The sequence below is a fragment of the Legionella massiliensis genome (assembly GCF_000756815.1).
Lineage (GTDB): Bacteria > Pseudomonadota > Gammaproteobacteria > Legionellales > Legionellaceae > Tatlockia > Tatlockia massiliensis.
Genome location: NZ_CCVW01000004.1, coordinates 679,126 through 702,542 on the forward strand (window position 1 = coordinate 679,126; position 23,417 = coordinate 702,542).

The following is a 23,417-nucleotide window of genomic DNA, read 5'->3' on the forward strand; positions in this document are numbered from 1 at the left end:
GCATCTCGTGATAATCTCCCCCTTAAAGCGAAAAAACTTTATTTATTGAAAGCGATATAGTTTGCGCATTCAAACGTTGCCTGGTATTAAAAGCAATTGAACCTGAATTCAAACCAGTATTAATCGCTGGGGTGAAGAGTTTTCTGTTATTAAGGTGCGTGTTTCCTGTGAAGCTATAACTGTAATTTAAATTGAGGAACCAACTAGGATTAAGGTAATAAGCTATACCTGCCCGGGCTGCTCCCCCCCAAATCCATTCTGAATTCGAAAAACCAGCTGCGTTACCAATAAAAAGTCCTGAGGACTCATCATTAATCCGGCCAACTGTACGCTTAAGCTGGAAAACTGCAGGTCCAACACCAGCATAAAGGAAACTATTCGCCAGGGAATACCCTAAAAATACAGGCAGCATAAATTCAGTATGTACTCTGGTTTTTACTGGGTTCATGCTCAGAAAATCCGTAACATTCTGCGTTGGATCAGCTAATTGGATAGCCGCGCCAGAACCCAGCTTATCTCTAGTTGTTTTTATTTTGACTCCAGAATATTGATACAAAAATTCGAGTCCCCATAATAAATTTGAATTAGCAAAGTGGCTAAAATAACCAATTTTTGCCTCAGGTGCGAAAGCCTCTTTGGTCTTCGAATAGTTGCTCTCACCAGTGTACAAACCTAAGGGTGGAAAACCGTCTTGAGCATTAAGGACGCCTAAGGTTTTTGTTTTGATTTCAATCTGGTTATAACCACCACCCACACCAAGGAATAATCCAGTTTTATTAAGAGGCTCTGCGCCCATATCGCCGGCGTTAGCTAAAGAAATAAGGCTCGATAGGCCAAAGGCAGAAACAGCTAATCCAATGTGTTTCATAATCACTCTCTGTGTATATGGTTATCAAAAGTGAGCAGCAAAATTTACTGCTCCGACCCTCATCCGCCCTGCGGATGAGGGGCTAAGTTACTCAGAAGTAACAGTTATTCAAATTATCATTTGGACAATTACAGCTGCCAGTAAAACTAATTCTTTGGGCTCCATTAATTGCAACAGTAGAGGTGCAAGATTGATTTCCCCTGATTGTAATTTTTGCTCCGGGTAATACCAGATACTGTGGCCATTTTGCATCAGCCAAAGGACCTGGCATGCCATTACTATTGGCGGTAATAGTCGCATCAGCACCAGTCACTGGATTTCTCTGGCTGATAATTAGGGTGTAGGGATGCGCAAAACCAACAATAGTTAAAAGTGCTCCAGATGAAAAACCCTGGCAGCCTAAGGTAGCCGCCGGATTATAGGCTCTGTTAGGCAGTAGGCTTGTATTATTTGGCCCTTTTAAATTACAGTTTTGATCAAACACGCCATAGTAATCTTCCTGATCTGAACTATTGCCCTTTGCCGGTTCATCATAGGCTTCAAAAACAAGTAACCCACTGTTATTAGCTGGATTTCTAACAAAATTGTAGAGCGCTGAGAGATAAGATGCCTCATTGGCTACCGAAGGTTGGCAATTATTACCGCAAACATAGCCTGGATTGGTTGTACCAGCTGAAGCCCAACCTGACTCTGCCATTAAAATTGTGCGTGGTGGTGTATAGAACGGTTGTTTCATCACTTGATAATAATCCCAGCCGATGGAGTTTATGGCTGAGCTAGGGCTAACAGTTTCAACAGAATTCGCAACAGGAACTCCCCATTGAAAAGGATAGGGATCAAAGGCCAAGGGAGCCGATGGAGAGTACCGATTAACTAAGGTAGTGATATCCATTGTGGGTGGTGGTGTTACCAAATTGCCACTGACTAAGGCTGAGCTAACAGGAATCCCGGGAACAACGCCTTGTAAGGCACTCACAGCCTGGGTTAAATAGGCAATATTAGAGCTGCCATTAGGCCCACAAGTACCACAGTAATTCTCATGACCCGCTAAAACCAAGGTTACAGTGCTGTTAAAAGTTGCAGCACCAACACTGTTAATTACACTGGTTAATAAAGCCGTTGCCGCATTAATGTTAGCGGCATTGCCAGTTTGTGGAATAGCAGCCTCATAGACAACGTTCATACCCAAGGCATGCGCATCATTAATTAGGGCAATCCAGGAATAATCTGTTGTTTGATAAGAGCGAACTGTATTAAAACCCGCCGCTTTTAACTGAGCTAATTCCGCATAAACATTCGTATAAGGTCCATTTTGATTGTTCCCTACAAAAAAAACGTCGTGGGAATTAAAGGCATGGTTAGTTGGGTAATGATTGGGTTGATAGTTCACCCCAATGAGCCCTGTAAAGGATTGAGCGGCATAGGAAACAGTAGAAAATAATAAGGATGAACAAAGTAATTGCTTAAACCAAGAGTTCATTTTAGATAAGCCCTATTCATTGCGATTCTGCCTAACCTATCACAAATCGGTTATTCAAACATTAAATATGACATATCAGTATAACTAATTGGATTTATATAGGTTTATTTGATTAAATCCGCCAAGAATCTTAATTGCCCATGTGGATTTAATTTAAATCAATATGGTCAAATAAAAAAACCTAGTATTATTTATTTCCTGGAACAAGCATGAGCATTTTTAATCCCCTCAAAAACCTCCTTGAATCGAAACGATACCCCTTTGCTAACGCACAAAGAACCACTTTTTGGCAAAAACTATTGTCGGCTTTGACAGTATTTTCTGGTTATCCCTTTCCAGGAAAACCCAATAGCCCTGAACCTTATAAATATGTGCATTTCGGTGTTTATGACTACCTGACCTTAGGTATCCCTTTCATCCTGCATCAATTATTAATTTCTCTGGTGCGATGGTTAGAAAGCCCCCCTCTCAAAATATTTTTTACCGGCATATTTTTGCTTACCGAGCTACCACGCATTGCCTTTGGGGCAACCATGGCGCTAGTTTGTTTGCCTTTTGTTGCTATAGCGCATGCGCTTGCAAGTCCCGCTGGAGAGCCAATTAAAGCTGCAATCCTTGCTTATCAAGTAGAGACGGATGATTGTAAGATTGTCGTAGCAAATACAGCTATTAATAAAAAGGCCAACAATACCTTTTTCTTTATACATAATGAGAATAAATTAATTTATAAAGATATTACTGGAAATCTTAGAAATATTCCGCTTAAGGATGTTGTTGGACTTAGGAAAGAACTTGGCATTGGGGAAGGTTATCAGCCCTTTGAACTATTTGGATATCCTAGTGCTTACATAAGCAGAGAAAAGCTCAAACAGTTTCTAAGTAATGAAACGACTGTTTTAAATAGTTATCACAGCCTAGGTCAATTATTAGATGCTAAAGGATATGCGTTGGAAGATCTTGCGGAATCCAAGGTCGAAATAGTCCCCGCGGACAAAGAAACAAAACAAACAACAATTCGTTTAACCTTTAATAATGACAATAAACAACTCACAAGCTTTACCTTGTCTTTAAGTAAATCTAAGGATTTAACCCTATTTGGTAATCTCAGACGTTTAAATGTTGCTTGTGTAGAGAGTAACATTGAGGAAAGCGCTTATCTTTCACAAAACTTGCCTGCTTAACCGTAATCGATCAGGCTCTTAGGTACATCCAGTCATTGCGAGGAAGGTAGTGACTAAGCAATCTAGGGTTCAGAGCTCTAAACCCTAGATTGCTTCACTGCGTTGCAAATTCGGCGTTTCCACTTTTTTGATTTGTTTGGCCATATAATCCAACTAGTATAGTCTTAACTGAAAGTTATTAATTGAACTTTTCTATTAGTCCTGCTTTTATAGGATTAATTAAATGCTTCAACCTCAAGAGCAATCTAGCCTCTAGCTCTTTATATCTTTTAGAGGAAAATATGTTCACATTATTTGCGAATAATAAGGAAAAAGAAGAAGCCTGTGTTAATAGAGGATTATTAAATGAATTTTGTGCGTCAATTTGGTCACAAGATTCATTCTTGATTGACTATCTTGTCAACTATTATTTGTCTTTAGATTGCAGTCATTCGAAATCTTTTTTTATCGAAAAATTGCAAGAAATGCATCTTAAAATATTATCTAATCCTCTCCTAAAAGAAACTAATGATCTTCACAAATTTGGTTATTTTTTTCTTATTTGTTTTGAATATAAGATTAATCCCCAAGATCCCTTAGATAATTTTCTGTGGTTTGATAAGCAGAATCAATTATATCCCAGCCTGCTATTGCTGTTTCTTAGATCTGTTAAAGAGCCGGAGTTTCATACTGCCAATCCCATTTTTGCAGATTTAGGTTATCAAAATTTATCCTTATTTATGTTGCTAATGCGCAATTTTTCCTTTTGGGGCAACTTTATTCCAGAGATTGAATATCAATTTTTACAGAACTTATTAGAACACAGTGAAGTCAATTTGAATGAGCAAAATAATAGCTGGGGAAATACTTATCTGCATTTTATGATTTCCAATTCTTGTTCCAGAGAGTGTATTCGCTTTCTTAAGACAATTTTGGCCATAGATAAAACTAACCTTTGTCATTTGAATATTAATGCTTTATCCAAGGCTTATGGTACGGCACCTCTACATCTGGCAGTTGCTAAGGGCTATCGAGATAAGGACTCTGAAGGCAGGCAGGTTGCCAGTTTTCTTTCCTTGCTGGAAACCCTAATTCAAGCTGGAGCAGATGTTAATCTAAAAACAGCGACGCATTTATGTCATCAGATCAATGGTAGCTTAAAATTATCGCTCTTAAATTCATCAGCAGAACAAACTGCATTACATATTGCTTGTGCCAGAAGGGATCTAGAGATGATGACTGTCTTAATGGAGTGTGGTGCAGACACTACTATTAAAAATGCACAAGACTTAACTGCCTTAGATGTTTTTCAATTACCTTATCTCCGCAGAAAAGAAATTGTCGATAGTATTAGCGGAGAGGGATTAAATAATTTTGCCAGCTATGAGAAAGAACATTCCACCCCAGATCATATTGCTCTTTGTGAGGAATTATTTAGAAATAGTGCAGAAAAATCCTGGGCAATTTAACTTGCCTCCCCTCTAAATTCCTTCATGCCTTTTCGGAATAGGTCATAACCGATTGGAATAAACAACTAATAATTTGTTAAGTACATTGTATTTAGAATGGAATCATATCCGAGCAGGAGACTGAGATGACTACCATTGCGTTATTAGATGTTGATAATACTTTGCTATTTAACGGTAATGACCTGAATTATGCCTTGCTGAATTCCTTATTGGAAAAGGGTGTTAAGGATGTCTATCTATTTACTAATATGGGTTTAGAGGATATCAACACCTGTGGCCAAGAGCTTTTCCCCATGAGTCGTCATGCCATTATCCAAGAGATGCAACGGCTAGGCTTCAATGTTCAGGGCGTCATTACTCAGGCTGATGCGGGAAATTATGATAACCAGCAACAATTACAACCTGTAGGCACGCTCTTTAAACAGCTTTATACCCCTTTAATGCAGAAAGTGCTCAAAGAGCCTTTAGACTTACAAACCTTTAATTCCGATCCAGAAACAATCTGCGACTATTACTTAAACCTGCTAGCGTTTACTAGAGCAGAAAACATTATGAAAGCCCGTTTGGATACACCTTCTGGGCAAACTCGAAATATCAGCTTACCTCAACTAACTCTGCTAGATACCTTGACTCAGAAAGAAGTCGTTGCTAACAGAGGGATGTTAATGGAGGCTCTAAAGCAGGGACTAATCCCCAAGCCCTATCGTATTTGCCTCTCTCCCGAAGGTGGCGAAACGCTAACTGTAAGGGGCTCAGACTTTCCTGCCGGTACTGCAAATAAGGCGCTGATAATGGAAGCCTTCCTTCAGCAATTCGCAGCTAGTGATCCCAATTTATCCATCCTCTATTTTGATGACTCTCCTGAACAGTTGGAAGCTTGCCAGTTAGCTGTCGCCAACTACAACAAAACACATAGCAATCCTGTTCATCTTAGCACCCAACAGGTATCCAGGAATTATGGGGTTGCGAATAGCGATCACCTTAACTATACAAAGGCAATAAAAGAGGCTCAAGCACCCAAGATCATAAATCAAGCCTTAAAAGACGTAGCTCATCGCTATACAGGTGCTTTATACGATCAGGCTGGTGCTGCAAAATTCATAAGAAGTCATCTCGATACCATGAATTATCAGCAATACATTGAACTAGCAAAGGTAGCGCTGACTGGTAATAGGGTCATGTTTAACCCTGCTGGAGCCCATTCTGCATTTTACTGCCTGCGTATCGCCATGATTTTGGCTGAAAACGACGAACAGGAACAACAAGTGATAAATTCTTGTCGGCAAATAATGGGACATTACAGTTATAACCAATTAAAAATCCAGGATGTAGATGACAATCTTAAACAGACCTACAGTACCTTGATGGAAAAAACCGCAACGGATGATAAAGAAAAAATAGCAAAAATAACCACTCGCTTTGAGGATTTAAAAGAAAATCTTGGCAAAACAGCGCCTTCCTCGCAATTTTCCTCAGTGCTAGGCATATTTGCTCCAAAAAGCAGAACTAGCGACCATGCGCCACAAAGTTTACATAATGGGTTAAATAAATAGCTTATATTAACGTCCCTCCTTGTCTCAACATTACGTCATCCAGAGCACAGCGAAGGATCCCCTGAATGTGGCACCGTGCTAATCCCGGAGATCCTTCGCTGCGCTCTGGATGACGTTCGATATGGCCTAAAAGCCTCCTCAGCCCGAGCGGATGAACTTAATGGTAGTGGTCGCTAGAGGTTCTTGGAAATTTCTTGAGGTTGAATCTACTATGTAAGTAATAGATTTAATATTCTCAGGGTTTCAATATCTAAAGGAATAGAAATCATGTTTAAACTATTAGTACTTCGCCTAATGATAATTCTCTCTCTTTCCGCATCCCCCTTAGCCTATGCCTTTACTAATAATGAGGTTGCGGATTGGGCCCAAAAAGTATTAATGAATACCCTATCAGTCAGTTACCTGACCACAGTCAAGGAAGACAAAGAGGCTGCAAAATATTTCTCTCATGCTGCTTGGGTACCTATGTATGACTTTTTCCTTAATGAAAGCAACATAATGAAGGCTTACAAACTTACAATCCATCCTAGACCCTTGACTACTCCAACCTTAGTTGAAGAGCGTTGTTTTGAGTCGCCCTGTTGGCGGGTGGATCAAAATTACGATGTGCCTGAGTTACATCTTAATATTGCTTTTTCCTTACTTATTACTAGTAAAGCAACATATGGTGAAGCGCCTTTAATTGTGCAAAGTCTGAATATGAAGGTTCAACATTACTAGAAAATCTTTATCCAGAAATTGATGATTATCCTTAGCTTGACACCTATGCCCCAGAGAGTGGATATGGAAACGCCAATTATGCGCAAACCAGTTAATCTTCATTTAAGCTGGTTTTGTCATGATGAGCCTGAGATTACTCTTGAAGGACTAAATCATGTTAACCAAAACTGAGACGCGAGCAATAAGTGTGAGATTTCTAGGCCAAGAGGGTGTTGGGGTACGAACTCTGGTACAACGCCTTGCATAGTCAGAGGACGTTAGGATAACTGAAGAAGACTATTTAAAGCGCAAAAAACAAGATCCTAATGCTAAGCCAATTACTCCAGAAATGCCTTCTAAAACAACTGGCTTAAGAGATTTTCGCCTCATTAATTTCACTTGCCAAGATCCTGCTACTCAGAAACAAATTCCTTTGCAGGTACAAGTCGGCGTCTCGAGCATAAGTAAGAACACCACTAATGAAGGTCGTTCTGGTCAGAATGTCTATGTTTTAGTTTATAGCGTTTTAGATCCCTCTTCATTTGATTACATTAAGCAAATACTCCCCATACTACAAGAACAGAATCCAAAGTCTAAGTTTATTATTGTTGCAAATAAAAAAGACTGGCTATCTCGTCTTGGTACAGATCTTAGTGAAGACAAAAAATACGCTATAGCAAATGAATGTGATTTTATAAGCACATACGCAATCGGCGAACATACAGAATTAACAGGCATTAAACGGTCTATCTGTGAGCCGAAATCTAAGCCCATCATAAAAAATATAGTTGTCGGTTTGAAAGAATATATAGAATATGAAGCAAAATCACTTAGGGTTTCTTTTCCTCAGGGTTCAGTAGTTACAATTAAGGGTGAAGAGATAAGAGTTCCTGGTCCGATTAGTAAAATACTCAAACTGATTGACCAAGCCCAAAAATCAGATACCTATGATATGCATCTAGTTAATAGCATTAATGCCGTTCTTCAAAATGCTAAAGATAATACTTTCTCTATGTTCCAAAATGAAGCTCTGCCGTTTTATGAGCGTGTAGCTCGGCTTTTAAATCTGGACATGCAAAAACTTGCCCCTGCTGACTCTTTTACAACTGCGCCACAATTCTAATAAGTCAATAATCTTGTGAAGTTTCCCTAGGCTTGCGGAAACCTCACTGTCAAAAAATATTGATTTGATACTTAAGATCCGCTAACAATTAACTAAGGTCGCTTAGGAAGAATTTTAACAATAGGAGGTTTTATGCGTCAGTTAGCCAATTTAGCGGTTCTCATATCTAGTTTCATTGTTACAGCAGAATCACAGGCTGCTTCTGATAATCAAAGTGCGACTCAACCCATATTAATAAAAGCGGCAGATGTTCAATTTCATCCAGCCCCTGGTTTCCCTAAAGGCGCTCAGATTGTGTTACTTCAAGGCGATCTAAGCAAAGCAGAACCCTATACTATTCGATTTAAATTACCTGATGGCTTTGTTATTCCTGCTCATTGGCACACTACCGATGAAGAGGTAACTGTTCTTTCTGGGACCTTTAATGTGGGTACTGGAGATAAGGTCGATAAGTCGCAATCCACAGCTTTAACCGCAGGCGGCTTTCAGGTTGTACCCGCTAAGGTACATCACTATGTTTGGGCAAGTGGTGAAACAGTAGTACAACTGGATGGAATGGGACCGCGTACAACAACCTTTGTAAATCCTGCAGAATGGACGGACATGATAAAAAATAGTAGTAAATAAAACCGTTCCCGTCATTGCCAGGAACCTAGCCTCTGAGAGGCAAACATTAGGAAAGAACTCCGAACCAGCAGCCCCTCATCCGCGCACTCAATGATTGGGTTGAGGCTGAAAATTACTTAGCTAAAAAGCCATCTATCCATTTAATAGTACGCTCAAGAAAATCCTTTCTATTTTCAGGTTTTGTGAAGGCATGCCCCTCATCTGCATAATAAATATATTCTGTTGCCACCCCTTCTTGCCTTAGTAAACCGAATAAATCAGATACAGTGTTATAAGGATCAACTCCACCTAGTTTTGGGTTTCCCATAAAAAATAATGTCGGTGTAGTTGCTCCTTTGGCATGAGTGAGCGCTGAATCCTTCAAATAGTTTTCTGGCACATCCCAGGGAGAACCACCCATTTCTGGGTAAAAGAGCGTATCTGTAGGATTATTAATTGCCGGGATATAATCATCTGCCCAACCATCAATGGAAACAATTGCGCGGTATTTATGAGAAATTGCTGTTAATAAATTTGCCCGCCTTGCCCCTGCACTATGCCCAATAACTGCCAATTGATTCTCATCTGCAATACCTTGCTCAATCAAGTAATCAACCCCAGCATCGATATCCCGCAAATCAGCAAATAATAATTCATGATTTTTAAGATGATCCCGGGTTATAGCAAGTGAACCAAAGGAGCCGGATGAACGAAATTCCGGAATAAATACGGCATAATCTTTTGCAGCCATTGCTTGCCATTCCAGCGGCGTGGCACTTAGCAAACCACCACCAAATCTTAGAAGCAGAGTAGCACCACGCCCTCCTCCATGAATATTAACAATCAAGGGGTAACGCCGCCCTTTTTGGTAATTCTGCGGCATTACTAATAAACCACGCATAGGAACAGGATAATCGAGGCTATTCCACTGAATTTCACGTACTTCCGATAGGGAAAAATCGCTCGGTGCCTTAGAAACTGTGAGTATATTTTTTACTTTTTTGCCATTGCTTAATGCAACACGAATAGCTTGCTCTCCGTGCGCGTTGGCATCTACCCAGGCCAGATGAGATCCATCCGGTGAAATTGAAAAACTTTCTATGGAATTTGTACCCGAGGTAATCTGGTTTATTTCTCCTGTTTCTACCTCTACAGAATAAATTTGTCTATAGGCACCATAAGCCCTGGTGACATAAATCTTATCGCCATTTGGAGACCAAGCTGGCGAAAGAAATTTCATGTCGCGAGTTAATCGTTTTATTTTTGGTGAGTCATTACTCGACTCCCCATCATTTTTGATAAGGCCGATATTTTGGATAACATCAAAGAGAGGGCTTTCTGGATCATATAAAAAAGCAATTAACTTGCCATCAGGGGAGGCTTGAGGGGAAAGGCTTTGCTGCCATCCATTAAATTTGGCTAGAGTTCGTATTTTTTTATTTTCAATATTTAAGGCTGAGATCAATTCATAATCAATACTATCGTTGTATTCAAAGCCAAAACGTTCTTGGGTAAAGAGTATTTCATGACTATTAGGCAGCCAAGAAAAGTCTAGAATTCGATTATTAAAATCACCTAAAGAAGCGATTTGAGCTGTTGCAACATCAATTAACTCAATTTTGCTTGGTGGTATAATGCTATCAGGGGCGTCATCGTTATAATTTTGTTTATACAACAAGACGATTTGCCTGGAATCCGAAGACCAAAGATATTTAGTAAAAAAATCAGAAGGAAATAAGCCGTCTTTCACATGCGAGATTTGTTTAAGATTCTGGCCATGTTGATCCATGAGCCATAATTGTCTAGCTTCATTTTCTCCCCTAACAAAGGCTATCCATTGTTTATCAGGCGAAACAACAGGATTTGCTCCTGTTCCTAAGCGTTGTTTTGCATTCGTTTCAATATTTAGTATTTCCAAGACTCGGTCTAAGCGTCCATCGGTGGAGGGCACTGAGTAAATGATATTTTTATTATCAAACCAACTAATTGAAGCAGAATCTAGATTGGCAAAATACTTATCGACTAACCAGTCTGTTGTAATAGTCTTAGCCCCCTTAACCGCAGCTAAGGCAGGGGCTAAAGCTTGAGGAAGAATTTCTGAAACTTCATTTTTAGGCCTTAGCTTTGGGGGGGTAGCATGGCTGTAGTTCACTGCACTTAAAGAAAAAACGACTGTTAAGATAACTAAGCCTGGTGCGAGAAATCGTCGATTCCTCTCGATTTCATGGCAAGTTGTCAGTTTCATAGATTAATCCTCTTAAGTAAGGCTTCATTAGGAGAATTTAATTATATTGTTAATTTTTATTTATTCAATATTTAATTTATTTTATTTTTATTTTAATAATATTTATGTTTTATTCGTAAAATTTGATGATGCGCATAAAGCGATACCCCTCATCCGCCCTTCGGGCGGATGCATAGGTATCTACACAAGTGACAGTAATAGACGCACGTCATCCAGAGCGTAGCGAAGGATCTCCGGGATTAGCACAGTGCCACATTCAGGAGATCCTTCGCTACGCTCTGGATGACGTAATGTTGAGGACAAGGAGGGACATTTGTGTTGATACCTATGGGGCGGATGAGGGGTTCCTTAGCCCTAGTTCTTCTTAGATTTCTTCAAATAAAGGACTTCAAAAAAGCTCGCAAACCATTGACGTGCTGGGGTAATGAGACGTTCCTGATGTACCGCATTGGCGTCAAAGGGCACTGTATTAACTTCAATGCTATGGCGCGAAAGCTTCCTCATTTTGTCAGCAAAGTCCTGACTTAGAATTTCAATGCTGTACTCTTCCGTAGTTAGCGTGCCGGCCTTGGTAAAATTATGTGATCCGAAAAACACATGATCATCCAAAATAAGGAGTTTTCGGTGTAGGTAAATGCCAGTGTCAGGCCCCATTTGTTTCACCTCATGACCTACTACGCCAGCTTGTAGTAGATCATCCAGTATATGAATTCCCGCAAACCAACCAGGTGCTGTCGGGAAAATGGAGTGAGCCTCTTGTCCGTTAGTAATAAGCTCCATTTCCATACCTCGTTGCCGCTCTCTAAGAATTGCCTCAACAACGCGCTCATCCATAATCGTAGCAAGAATATTCATTTGAAAGCGCTTTGTTTGCGGAAGGAGCATAAGCACGGCTTCAATATAAGGATCTTGAAGAAATTCAGCTCTCTCCTCATAGCTAAAACTTTTCGGTGTACGATCCTGGTGGTCTGCCTGTCTTCTCATTTGCTCAAGGAAATTGTAATAAATGGATCGTGCTTGATAATCATGATTGTTAGAGGCTGGAGCTTCAGCCCAGGTCTTCAGTTCAGCTAACTCTTCCTTTTCCTCTTTGGATAGTTTTAGAGAAGGACTAGCGGCTAAAGCTCGCTGTCTAGGCAACTCTGCTGCTGCAGAATTAGTCAAGGAACGCCCACTTTTGAATTGCAATACACTTTCTCGCCCAACGGTCTGCCACATTTGCTCGAAGGCCTCGCGGGTTTGATCAACAAGAGCACCCTTATAAAAGAAAGCAGTATCTAGCCAGCCTAAATATTCTCCCGCATGACCACGACCTGACACTAAGGATATTTTATTGTCGACTAAAAATATTTTCTGATGAATTCCGTCTATAACACCCCATCCCTGTCGCCACATCGGCTGGCCACCTACAGCAATATATTTAAAATTGGGGTAACACGCGGCAAGCCCCCTCAAGTAGCGCTCTGTACTTCTACTCATGTCATTTAGCAGCCCAGAAAGCCAAGCAGCTGCAAAACGGATCTGAATCCCTCTTTTAGCTGCGACTTCTAAAGCTTGAAGCAGAGGCAAGCCTATATCCTGATCTAATCGTTGATCAAAGGTCACAATATCAATGGTTTCTTTGGCGTTGGCAATAAGATGAAGTCGGAACTCAGCTTCAACTTTTGCATGCTCACTCACTTGGATATCGTCCTTGCCTAGCCATACCCAAGGATAAGTTTCTGCCTTGGCTGCTGTGGAAAGGAGCCACAAAAAAATTGCTAGAAAAGCAAATAAAACATTAGTCAATCGTTGACTCTGAGAGCGATGTATTAAGACTGATTGCTTATTCATATATTTTTTATTTTTACTTAAAACTGGGGCGGCCATAATATCACTCGAGTAGTTATTTTGCACGCTATGATCAATTAATGGGTTAAGGAAGAAGGTATTAAATTCGACTAGCTCAAAGACCAAAAACTAAAAATGATTATCCCAAATGGAATAGTCGATTCTAATCTTTCATTGCTAGGTAACGTTGCGGTAACCGGCCAAGTCGCAAACTGAAGACTCATAGCTTTCATGGGAAAATTATCATGGCCACCAGTCAAACCGAATTAGAGAAAGAGTTAGAACAACTTATATCAACCAAATATCCCTTGCATCCAAAGCAATTCTCAACAGAAGAGCGGGCAGTGCTGCAAACCCTAACAAAGCTAGCCTATGTTTACGCGCAGCCTGATGGCCAAACCAGTCTTGTTTCAACTGTTCCAATAGCTTCAATTGAAAATATAATCCAAAGCGGGCAACTTACCTTAGTTGCAGAAAAATTGGATGACTCATTTTTAGAGTCAATAGAGAAAATTATCGCAAGCAAACACATAAAATTTACTGCAGAAGCAGAGGGTATGAAGATAGTGACTGATATGACCAGTCTCTACCAAAGATGTTGTAGATCCTTGCCAAAAAATGCTTCATTTGAGAATGTTTTATTTAAAATGTATACAGAGGAATCTGCATTCTACAGGAAAATGAATGCAATCATTGGCGGATATAACGATCCAGCGAAAACCACTGATGACGAAAAAATATTTGCCCTCTTGCTTAATATTGCCTTGCATAAGGCCGGCCTTAAGAAAGCCAATAATGAAATGCAGGAAATACCAGAAACTTTATATAGAGGGCAGTCAGTTGGTCTAGAGGACATCAAGAAAAAATTCGACATGGTTAATAGCATGAAATCCTCGGATACCCTAGCAAATGTTGCCCCTAAAGACCTTCAAGATATTAATATAGCCAGCGTCGTTAGAAAGAAAAATGTTAGCACAAGCAAAGATGAGGATATTAGCACTCAATTTGCCAAGGGTACTGCTGGTAATAAAAAAGGAATTGTATTGAAGATTCAAAATCCAGCAGAAATTGCTGATTTTTATAACATTGCTAACGTTTCAGGCACTCCTAAGGAAGCCGAATTTTCCAGTCGTTTTCCAGATGACGTTGCAATAATACCTGTTCATTTAGAAGAGGATGTGAATGGGGTTACTCACGTAGAAGCTGTTTGCATACGCTCCGATAAAGTTATTCTTGAAAACTCACAACATCTGGACAGTATAGTCAATTCGATAAAATCAAAAATGAATAACATATTAGATGATGAGTTTCTCGATCAGGATCAAAAAAATTTGCTGCTCCCCCTAGCTTCAAAATTCTATGCAAACCCTGATGCAAATCTGTTGGAGTTCACTGTAAAGACCCTACAAGACTTGTATCAAACCAACCCTGATGATTCACTTAAGGCAGATTTTGATGATTTAAAGCGTTCATTAGAAGCTTACTTCGCAATTACTGCAGACCTCAAAGTATCCCACAACCAACCCAAAACTCTCGAAAATGAACAAAAAAACATGCAAAAAATCTTGCAGGGTAAAAACACCTGGTTTTCAGAAGCAAATATCCCTGATAATCATGTGCTAAGTGCACATTTTAAGGTTCTATCTAATCCTAGCTCAACCAACGAAGAGCTACATGGGGCAGCTAGAAATATAAAAGCAGCAATCAAATTGGATAAGACCTTGACAACCCAGTACCCGCAGTTAGAACAAGGCATGAAAGATCTAATGTCATCAATTAATACTATACAGAAACTCGGAAAGGATAATGAATTTGCGGAAGACGAAACACAATCCTTGCGTTTTTGATTGCGAGAGCTAACTTCTCCCGTAATAGGTCAGCCAATGGCGTCAACCTAAGTAAATTTATGCCGCATCTCCCCCTCTCTCTAACTCTCTCCCCAAGGAAGGAGGGGCGAGCTTCTCCATAAGTCCTGCGGCTTGTAAGCAAGACATTAGCTATAATTTATTTGATGCGAAACGATATGGATTAATAAAGAAGGACATCAAGATGATGTTGCGAGGTTTCAAAGTCAGTATTCGTGTAAGTATTATTACTTTATTTATTACTCTGCTGAGCCTGACTGGCTTTAGTATCATCGGTATCAACTATTCATCCTTAAATACAATTCTAAGTTCAACTGCGAAAAATTCAATTGAGCAAACCTCCTTACTCATCAAAGAGCGTCTTTCCATTTATTTGCGCCCTTTAAATCGGAATTTGCTTGAGATTAGAAATATGATTAATGAAGGCATTCTTGATCCGTCCAATCATTCACAGTTCGATCTAATGCTGCTCGAGGCAATTCGTCATGACCCCAATATTTACATGGTTTATTTCGGAACGGTGGATGGTGACTTCTATGGAGCAGAACGGGAAAAAAACGGCCTTATCGCTTTGAATCATATTGTGAACTCTCAATCGCCAGGATATAGAATTCATTATGAATTGAATAATAAAAACCAGATCACTGCCAAGCAAACTCTTGTTCAACCCTATGATCCAAGAGCACGCCCCTGGTATCAACAAGCTGTAAAGGCTGGGAAACCTGTCTGGACCGGAATTTATCAATTTGTAGTCTTTGAGAATAATAGTAATAAGACTGTACTGGGTATAACTGCAGCGGTGCCTATTTATGATAAGGAGCACAAGCTAAAAGGCGTTCTTTCCATGGATATAACTCTTGATGGCCTCCAAAAATTTGTCAATCAATTGCAAGTTAGCAAAAACGCGATGATCTATATAACTAGCGAAGACAGACAGGTTATCGCCTACCAGAATCCCCTTCATCAGAATGATCTCCGCGGCGAAAAACTAACAACTGCCTTTATTAGAAAAGACCAAATACCATTAGAAGCTTTTGATATTGAGCATCTTGAACCCAATGTTTTTTCTTATGTTTACAAACATAAGGAATTCTATATAGCTAATCAACCGGTGATAAATAACGACAAAAAAGATATCTGGACTATTACTATTATTGTCCCGGCTGCGGATATTTTAGGCTCTCTACAAAATTTAAGTATTCATAGTTTGATACTGGCTATTTTGATTTTACTACTAGGAACACTGGTTGCTCGGTATGTCTCCCAAAAAATATCTAAACCTATTATTCAAATCGCTAAGGAAACACAGGAAATTACTAGCTTAAATCTTGAACCACGCCCTTTGCTTAAAACCATCATCAAGGAAATTAGCTATATGGATAAGAGCTTGGTCAATATGCGTGCCAGCCTGCTTTCCTTCCAGCGCTATGTTCCAAGTTCTTTGGTTAAGAAATTAATGCTTAGCGGGCAAATTGCCGAAGTAGGCGGTCAGCGCCAGGCGCTCACTATCTTATTTTCTGATATTAAAAACTTTACCCAATTGTCAGAAATGACTACTCCAGAAAAATTAATGATTTATTTATCGCGCTATTTCCAGTCAATGACTGAATCAGTGATCATGCACCATGGCATGCTGGATAAATATATTGGTGATGCTGTCATGGCTCTTTGGAATGCCCCCTTAGCTGATGAGCAGCATGCCTTACACGCCTGTCAAACAGCAGTAGATATGCAGGCTCGTGTAGCGAAGCTCAATAGAATAAATTTAAAAGCAGGATTAGCCCAGTTTTCAATAAGAATAGCTATTAATTCCGGTGATGCCGTTGTAGGAAATGTAGGTTCGGAGGAACGGCTTAATTTTACAGCCCTTGGCGATGCAGTGAATCTGACCAGCCGTCTTGAGGCTATAAACAAAATTTATCACACACAGATTATTGTGAGTAAATCGACTTTCTTGCAAGTAGAAACACAATTTCCTTTCCGTTTACTCGATGAAGTCGCTGTGCGAGGTAAACATGAGAGCACAGCTATTTATGAGTTAGTCCTCGCTGAAAACATAGAGAATCTGGAACAGCATAAAAAAGAGTTTGCTCAGGCATTTGCTTATTATCAAAGAGGTGAATGGAAGGAAAGTCTGGAATTATTTAAACGAGTCACAGCAGCCTATCCTGGTGATTATTTGGCAACAGTCTATATCGAGCGCTGCCAAACATTAATTGACTCCCCTCCTGAGGATTGGGATGGAGTCTGGCGGATTATAGAAACTTATTAACTGACCTATTACTGTTAACTCTTAAAAACCATAATTATTTTCTATCCATTGATGCAAGTCGTCTAGAGCGATAGGTTTACTAAAATAATAACCCTGCGCTATATCGCAATGATGGACTTGTAAAAATTGTAACTGTTCTTTGGTTTCTACGCCTTCAGCAACCACCTTCATACCTAGTTCGTGGCCTAGTTCTATAATCTTTATCACAGTGACACGTGCACTGTTTTCAATCAGCACATTGTCTATAAAGGATTTTCAATCCTAATTATTCATGTTTTAGCATCCCTCAATAATTTTTAAATATCTTTATTATCCCTTTAAAATCAAGTACATTATCGCTTGTTGAGATTTTTTAACTCTTAATTCGTTTTAAATAATCTGTCTACATTGTGTCTACATGGAAATTAATCCTCGGTTTTCTCTGGAGAAGAATATGGAAAACAATAAGTCGGTGAAACTCATTAAATCGGTGATTGATAAAATCAAACCTGTGGAAGGAAAAGATCAGGTGTTTTATCGAGATGAGCAATTAAAGGGGTTTGCATTAAGAGTGACTGCTGCCGGAGTAAAAAGCTTTGTTGTTGAAACTCGTATTGCCAATAAAGTTAAACGCATTACTCTGGGCAAGTATGGTCAGCTTACTGCTGAGGAAGCACGCAAGCAGGCAAAACATTTATTAGGGCAAGTTGCGAAAGGGGATAATCCTGTTGCTGAGAAGAAGACAAATAAAATTAAATCGCTTAGTTTGCAGGAGGTGTTTAATGATTACCTTAAAGCCCGTAAAGATTTAAAAGCGCTGACTATCAAAGATTATCAAAGTGTTCTAAAGCAAGTGATGCCTGATGGGCTTGGCAAACCCCTGATTAATATTACAAGAGAAATGATTGCCAAGCGTCACGCGCAATATGGCCAAACGAATAGTAAAGCACGGGCTAATTATGCGATGCGAGTTTTACGTGCGGTATTTAATTTTGCTGTTCATGAGTATCAGTTAGATGATGGCCAACCTATTATTGCGATTAATCCAGTGGAATATTTATCACATGCGCGTAGTTGGTACCGAGTCGATCGTAAAAATACCATGATCAAAAATCATCAATTAGCTGCTTGGTCTGAGGCTTTAACAAAGCTCGGTGAGCAAGAAAGTTATCCGCAAGCAACGATGTGGAAAGATTATTTTTTATTGATTCTTTATACAGGCTTAAGACGGATGGAAGCAGCTTCTTTGTCTTGGAAGGACATCGATTTTCAAGCGAAGACCTTTACTGTACAAGATACTAAAAATAGAGAGATTCATACCTTGCCTATGTCTGATGTTCTCTATTAATTATTCCTGCGAAGGAAGCAAAGCAAAACAAAAGAATTTGTTTTTCCTGCACCAAGTAAAAGTGGTCATGTTGTGGAACCAAGAAAGGCAATGTTAAAAGTGGTCGAACTCTCGGGAGTTTCTTTTACAGTGCATGATTTAAGAAGAACCTTTGCTACAACAGCAGAAAGCTTGGACTTACCGGCCTATGCACTAAAGCGCTTGTTGAATCACAAAATGACAAATGATGTGACAGCTGGCTATATTATGCGGGATGTTGAACGATTAAGAACTCCTATGCAACGTATCGCTGATCATTTAAATTGTCAGATGGCTAATACTCCAGAAGTTGAAGAAATTAATTAGCTTTTTAAATATAATCCTATTTGTATAGGATTATATTTAAAATTTACTATTTCTTTAGATTAATCCTATAATAGTAGGATTAATGAAGAGGTTTCATTAAGATTTCTAATTAAGACTATAGTAGTAGGATTATATGGCCAAGCAAATCAAAAAATTAGAAACGCCGAATCTGCAACAAGTAATTACCGCAGAGTTGCTAGGAAAAATAATTAAGGCGCGTCGAACGCAAAGTGATTTGCGCTTAGAGGATGCAGCTGCATTATGCGGTGTAGCTAAAGATACATTGATGAAAGTTGAACATGGCCAATCGACTTGTCAATTAGGAAGCGTATTACAAATTTGTTCTGCATTAGGAATAAAACTCCATGTAGCGCCATGGACAAGTAATGAGAGTGAAAATGATTGGAGCTAAGCAGGTTTTAGATGTTTATTTAGGCAAAGATCAAATAGCGCAACTAGCACTTATCGATGATCAGTTATATTGGAATTATTCTGATCCCTGGAAAAGAGAAGGGTATGCAGTTTCTCCACATTTGCCCTTGCAGCAAGAGATTCCACCACTAAATGTGCAGCGATTCCTACGAAATTTATTACCCGAGGGAGCTGCTCTAGAAGAATTATTGAATAACTTTCATTTAAGTAGAAACAATACCTTTGGTCTGGTTCGAGCTTTAGGACTAGATACACCGGGTTCCTTAGTTATATTAGCCTCTAATCAACTAATTCCAGAGCAAGCTAATTTTCGAGTAATCACTGATGAGGAATTAGCACAACGTTTAGACCATCGCGACAGATATAGTCTAATCATTTGGGATGGAAAACCTCGTCTTTCAGTTGCCGGAGTACAGGATAAAATTAACGTAGTCCTTAACGATCAGGGACAGCTTGGTTTTGGAGAAGGTAGTTTGTGTTCTACTCATATCCTCAAATTTGAGACAAAAAAAAATTCATCTATTGTTTTAAACGAATATCTTTCTATGCGTTTAGCTAAACGTTGTGCCTTAAATGTGGCGAATGTCCAGATAAAACATTTTGGCCCGCATTCAGCTTTATTGGTAGAGCGCTTTGACAGGAAATCGATTACTAACAATATTGTGAAAAGACGCCACTTAATAGATGGTTGTCAAGCACTGAATCTACCACCCGATTACAAATATGAACAAAATTTTGGAAATAGCAGGGATGTGGCACATATTAGGGATGGGGTAAGCTTACCTAAGCTGTTTGATTTTGCTAATCAGTGTATAAATCCTGCAAAAACCAAGCAACAAATCCTTGATTGGGTTTTATTTAATATTTTGATTTTTAATTGTGATGCTCACGGGAAAAATATAAGTTTTTTTGTTGGCTCAAAGGGTATTTCACTGGCACCCTTTTATGATTTGGTCAATATAAAAATGTACCCTGAATATGAGCATGCACTAGCTATGGCATTAGGCGATGAATTTGATGAGAATAACATCTATGCTTATCAATTAGCTGATTTTGCAGATACTTGCCGATTACCAAGATCGCTAGTAACAAATCGTTTGATATATTTAATTGAAAGATTAACAGATGCTTTGCAAGAGGAAATCAAATTATTGTTAGTTGATGAGAATGAAAAAAAATATTTAAGGCAGTATCAGGAAATTATCACAAAGCGATGCGAGCATTTATTAGTACAGAGCAAAGAAATTACTTCGGTGCAAATATAGTAGAATAGAGAACAATGTAAATGAAATCAGCTAACGAAGATTATTGTGGCAAATACCAGCATTTTAAAAATAAAAATTTATACGAGGTGATTGGTGTAGCCAGACATAGTGAAACATTAGAAGAGATGATTATTTATAAAGCGCTTTATGAATGCGAAGAGTTTGGTAAAGATCAAATTTGGGTTCGACCTAAAATAATGTTTTTTGAGCAAGTTGAATATGAGGGTTCCATAGTTCCGCGATTTATGAAAATCAGTTAATAGAAATCACTGGGACAAACGGGACACAGGGACAACTATACAAACACTGAATTTTGTTGTCCCAAAGTAAAAAATTCAATTGGGACATCAGGGACAAATCCGGCAAGAAAAATTTTTTGAGTATCAATCGATATCATTTAGTATCATTCTGATCGTAAGCCTCCAAAGCCCTTGACGGCCCTTTAAATTCCACGCAATACTTCGTCTGAACTGTGAATTTTTACGGTTCAATTAAAGTGACGGCAAACGAAATATCACGACTTTTTCCCTCAAGGGAACCCGGCCGGATAGTCAACTGATATTCATCGAGCAAGACGCAAACCGTCGATATTATGCTGAATGAATAAATCATTTGATGAGGGCTATATGAATAATAAACAAACCCGTTTACGACTATTAAACGAATTTGAATCTGCACCAGATTCTGCTTTATTTAATCAACAAACTTTAGCAGCAGTTTTAGACTGTTCAACCCAGCTTTTAGAACGTAATCGTTGGGAAGGAAAGGGTGTTCCTTACCTTAAAATTGGCCGCAAGGTTTTGTATCGTAAATCTGACGTTATGTCATTTCTCCAGCGACAAAAAATCTATCGTTCTACCTGTGATGAAGGGCAGTTCCTTTCACTTGTCACTGAATGAATAAACTGTTCACGGAAGGATAGATTTTCTCTCTTCCATGAACTCTGCTGGAGGAAATAGTCATGCAACAAAACCAAGTTATTACATTAAAAAATACAAACAATAATTATCCTGTGCTCTGTGACTATGCAGGCGGGTATTTTAAATTAACTGAGCAGGGTCTGTCGTTTTATGGCAAAGACAAAGATGGCAATCCAACCGCTCCCCGATGGATTTGCTCGTTTTTACACGTAGTGGCTAAAACCCGTGATGCGAAAAGCGGAGAGTGGGGGCGATTATTGGAATGGCAGGATGATGATCGGGTGACTCATCAATGGGCAGTGCCTCTGTCTCTATTACAAGGCGATGCGTCTGAGGTGAGAAGAGAGTTAGCCTGTCTTGGTTTAACCATTTCGCCGAATAGACTAGCTCGCGATTTACTCATTAGTTATTTGCAGGTTTTTCCTGTAGAAGATAGGGCGCGATGCGTTGATAAGCTGGGCTGGCATGAGGATATTTTTGTTGCTGCTTCGCAAACCATTGGTCATTCTTCCGAGAAAGTTGTTTTCCAAAATAGCCATGCTGTCGAATCAGCAATGTCTGTATCGGGTACCGTTGAAAATTGGCGGGAAACAATAGCACTGCTCGCATCTGGCAATTCACGATTGATTTTCGCTATCTCTGCTGCTTTTGCTCCAGCTTTGGCAAGGATTGCAGGAGAAGATTCTGGTGGTTTTCACTTCAGAGGTGCTTCCTCAAGCGGCAAAAGTACTGCTTTAAAAGTAGCTGCTTCGGTTTGGGGAAATCCTCAAGCTTATTGCCGATTATGGCGTAGCACGACTAACGACCTTGAAGGCTTGGCTGCCTTGCATAATGACGGCTTGTTGATTCTCGATGAATTAAGTCAGATGGAACCAAAAGAAACAGGGGAGGCAGCTTATCTACTCGCTAATGGCCAAGGAAAAACACGCGCCTCGCGTCAGGGAACAGTTAGACCATCATCTCGCTGGTAATTGTTCTTTCTCTCCGCAGGCGAGGAGTCCTTAATGTCTCTTATGGCCAAAGTAGGTCAAAAGACAAATGTCGGTCAGGAGATTAGGCTTGCTGATATTGAAGCCGATGCTGGATTGAAGATGGGAATTTTTGAAAAAATCCATAATCAGCTTAGTCCAGCTACTATGGCTTTATCCTTAAAAGAATATGCCTCTAAGTATTATGGTGCGGTAGGGTTAGCCTGGTTGCAGAAGGTCGTTGCCAATCAACAAAGTATTGCGGAAAAGATTGCTGAGTCAATACAGGAGTTTGTGAATAGGGTTGTCCTACCGGGTTCAACGGAACAGATTATCCGAGTAGCACGCCGTTTTGCTTTAGTTGCTGTTGCAGGTGAGTTAGCCAGCCAATATGGTTTGACTGGCTGGGCAGCAGGCGACTCCCAAAATGCAGCTTATAAATGTTACCAAGCATGGCTAGAGCATTTTGGTAGTGATGGAAATCGAGAAGACAGAGCAATCTTGGCTCAGGTTAAGGCTTTTTTTGAATCTTATGGCACTAGTCGTTTTGATAACGTGAATGATCCAAACAATGCTCGGATTCAAAATCGTGCAGGATTCTATAAAACCGATGATTTATGGTTTTACCGGGAGTATTTAAAAACGAACTCTGTCAGGGATTTGAGCCACGATCAGTAGTACGGGTATTAATAAATGAGGGTTGGTTAGTACCTGCAGCAGATGGAACGCCTACGCAAAAGCCCAGAATCAAGGGGGTAGGAACGTCTAGAGTATATGTTTTTACTATTAAGTTTTGGGGCTGGGAATAAGTTTTGCAATGAACCAGAAATTTGTCCCATTATTTTTAAGTTTTGGGACATAACGGGACAGTTTAAAGCCAGTGTTTACATGCTGTCCCAGCCGTCCCAATTGTCCTAGCCTCTTTTTAATTCTTAAGATATAACCAAAGTGTATTTCGGGATTTTATTCCCATTTCATCATGTATCATCA

The 23,417-nt window shown here is 39.5% G+C and carries 17 protein-coding genes and 2 pseudogenes; 14 read left to right on the forward strand and 5 right to left on the reverse strand.

The window, feature by feature from the left end; translation table 11 throughout:
* Nucleotides 1–22 precede the first annotated feature (22 nt).
* Together BN1094_RS17660 and BN1094_RS17665 are read right to left on the reverse strand one after the other, a co-directional pair.
* Nucleotides 23–868 (reverse strand): outer membrane protein, encoded by an 846-nt coding sequence (locus BN1094_RS17660; protein ID WP_044012528.1) that lies wholly within the window; start codon nt 866–868, stop codon nt 23–25.
* 91 nt (nt 869–959) lie between these two features.
* Nucleotides 960–2,348: a glycoside hydrolase family 17 protein gene (locus BN1094_RS17665; protein WP_044012529.1), complete on the reverse strand. Its 1,389-nt coding sequence runs from the start codon at nt 2,346–2,348 to the stop codon at nt 960–962.
* 209 nt (nt 2,349–2,557) lie between these two features.
* Between BN1094_RS17665 and BN1094_RS17670 the strand changes: the two genes are divergently transcribed.
* The 6 genes from BN1094_RS17670 to BN1094_RS17695 all read left to right on the forward strand — a co-directional run bounded on the left by BN1094_RS17670 (nt 2,558) and on the right by BN1094_RS17695 (nt 8,979).
* The gene (locus BN1094_RS17670) at nt 2,558–3,529 is read left to right on the forward strand and encodes a hypothetical protein (RefSeq protein ID WP_044012530.1); all 972 of its coding nucleotides are present in this window, start codon (nt 2,558–2,560) and stop codon (nt 3,527–3,529) included.
* Between the two features lie 281 nt (nt 3,530–3,810).
* Entirely contained in the window at nt 3,811–4,977 is a 1,167-nt protein-coding gene (locus BN1094_RS17675; RefSeq protein ID WP_044012531.1) for an ankyrin repeat domain-containing protein, read from the forward strand.
* 125 nt (nt 4,978–5,102) lie between these two features.
* The gene (locus BN1094_RS17680; protein ID WP_044012532.1) at nt 5,103–6,530 is read left to right on the forward strand and encodes a hypothetical protein; all 1,428 of its coding nucleotides are present in this window, start codon (nt 5,103–5,105) and stop codon (nt 6,528–6,530) included.
* A gap of 267 nt (nt 6,531–6,797) precedes the next feature.
* On the forward strand, nt 6,798–7,250 hold the full coding sequence (locus BN1094_RS17685) for a hypothetical protein (protein ID WP_044012533.1): 453 nt from the start codon (nt 6,798–6,800) through the stop codon (nt 7,248–7,250).
* Nucleotides 7,251–7,578: 328 nt separating this feature from the next.
* The gene (locus BN1094_RS17690) at nt 7,579–8,352 is read left to right on the forward strand and encodes a P-loop NTPase family protein (protein WP_044012534.1); all 774 of its coding nucleotides are present in this window, start codon (nt 7,579–7,581) and stop codon (nt 8,350–8,352) included.
* A 132-nt stretch (nt 8,353–8,484) separates the two neighbouring features.
* On the forward strand, nt 8,485–8,979 hold the full coding sequence (locus BN1094_RS17695; RefSeq protein WP_052403366.1) for a cupin domain-containing protein: 495 nt from the start codon (nt 8,485–8,487) through the stop codon (nt 8,977–8,979).
* A 112-nt stretch (nt 8,980–9,091) separates the two neighbouring features.
* Here the strand turns inward: BN1094_RS17695 and BN1094_RS17700 are convergent, their stop codons facing one another.
* Together BN1094_RS17700 and BN1094_RS17705 are read right to left on the reverse strand one after the other, a co-directional pair.
* Nucleotides 9,092–11,203, reverse strand: a complete 2,112-nt coding sequence (locus BN1094_RS17700; protein WP_044012535.1) for a S9 family peptidase — start codon at nt 11,201–11,203, stop codon at nt 9,092–9,094.
* Nucleotides 11,204–11,557: 354 nt separating this feature from the next.
* Nucleotides 11,558–13,099, reverse strand: coding sequence for a phospholipase D-like domain-containing protein (locus tag BN1094_RS17705; RefSeq protein WP_141650514.1), 1,542 nt, complete (start codon nt 13,097–13,099; stop codon nt 11,558–11,560).
* A 179-nt stretch (nt 13,100–13,278) separates the two neighbouring features.
* On the opposite strand from BN1094_RS17705, the gene BN1094_RS17710 reads away from it, so the two are divergent.
* Entirely contained in the window at nt 13,279–14,880 is a 1,602-nt protein-coding gene (locus BN1094_RS17710; RefSeq protein ID WP_044012537.1) for a hypothetical protein, read from the forward strand.
* Nucleotides 14,881–15,082: 202 nt separating this feature from the next.
* Complete coding sequence (locus BN1094_RS17715; protein ID WP_245614394.1) at nt 15,083–17,170, forward strand: adenylate/guanylate cyclase domain-containing protein; 2,088 nt, start codon at nt 15,083–15,085, stop codon at nt 17,168–17,170.
* A 21-nt stretch (nt 17,171–17,191) separates the two neighbouring features.
* On the opposite strand, the gene BN1094_RS17720 is transcribed toward BN1094_RS17715, so the two are convergent.
* On the reverse strand, nt 17,192–17,416 hold the full coding sequence (locus BN1094_RS17720) for an EAL domain-containing protein (RefSeq protein ID WP_081935198.1): 225 nt from the start codon (nt 17,414–17,416) through the stop codon (nt 17,192–17,194).
* Nucleotides 17,417–17,603: 187 nt separating this feature from the next.
* On the opposite strand from BN1094_RS17720, the pseudogene BN1094_RS17725 reads away from it, so the two are divergent.
* The 6 genes and pseudogenes from BN1094_RS17725 (at nt 17,604) to BN1094_RS17750 (ending at nt 23,236) form a co-directional block, all read left to right on the forward strand.
* Nucleotides 17,604–18,842: pseudogene (locus BN1094_RS17725) on the forward strand (tyrosine-type recombinase/integrase).
* 133 nt (nt 18,843–18,975) lie between these two features.
* Complete coding sequence (locus tag BN1094_RS17730) at nt 18,976–19,254, forward strand: helix-turn-helix domain-containing protein (RefSeq protein WP_043873813.1); 279 nt, start codon at nt 18,976–18,978, stop codon at nt 19,252–19,254.
* A complete protein-coding gene (locus tag BN1094_RS17735; protein WP_099908996.1) occupies nt 19,241–20,539 on the forward strand; it encodes a HipA domain-containing protein in 1,299 nt (432 codons plus the stop codon). Before BN1094_RS17730 ends, BN1094_RS17735 begins: the two co-directional genes overlap by 14 nt.
* A gap of 20 nt (nt 20,540–20,559) precedes the next feature.
* Entirely contained in the window at nt 20,560–20,799 is a 240-nt protein-coding gene (locus BN1094_RS17740) for a DUF1653 domain-containing protein (protein WP_043873812.1), read from the forward strand.
* A 366-nt stretch (nt 20,800–21,165) separates the two neighbouring features.
* Nucleotides 21,166–21,438, forward strand: a complete 273-nt coding sequence (locus tag BN1094_RS17745) for a MerR family transcriptional regulator (protein WP_043874534.1) — start codon at nt 21,166–21,168, stop codon at nt 21,436–21,438.
* A 62-nt stretch (nt 21,439–21,500) separates the two neighbouring features.
* Nucleotides 21,501–23,236: pseudogene (locus BN1094_RS17750) on the forward strand (DUF927 domain-containing protein).
* Nucleotides 23,237–23,417 lie beyond the last annotated feature (181 nt).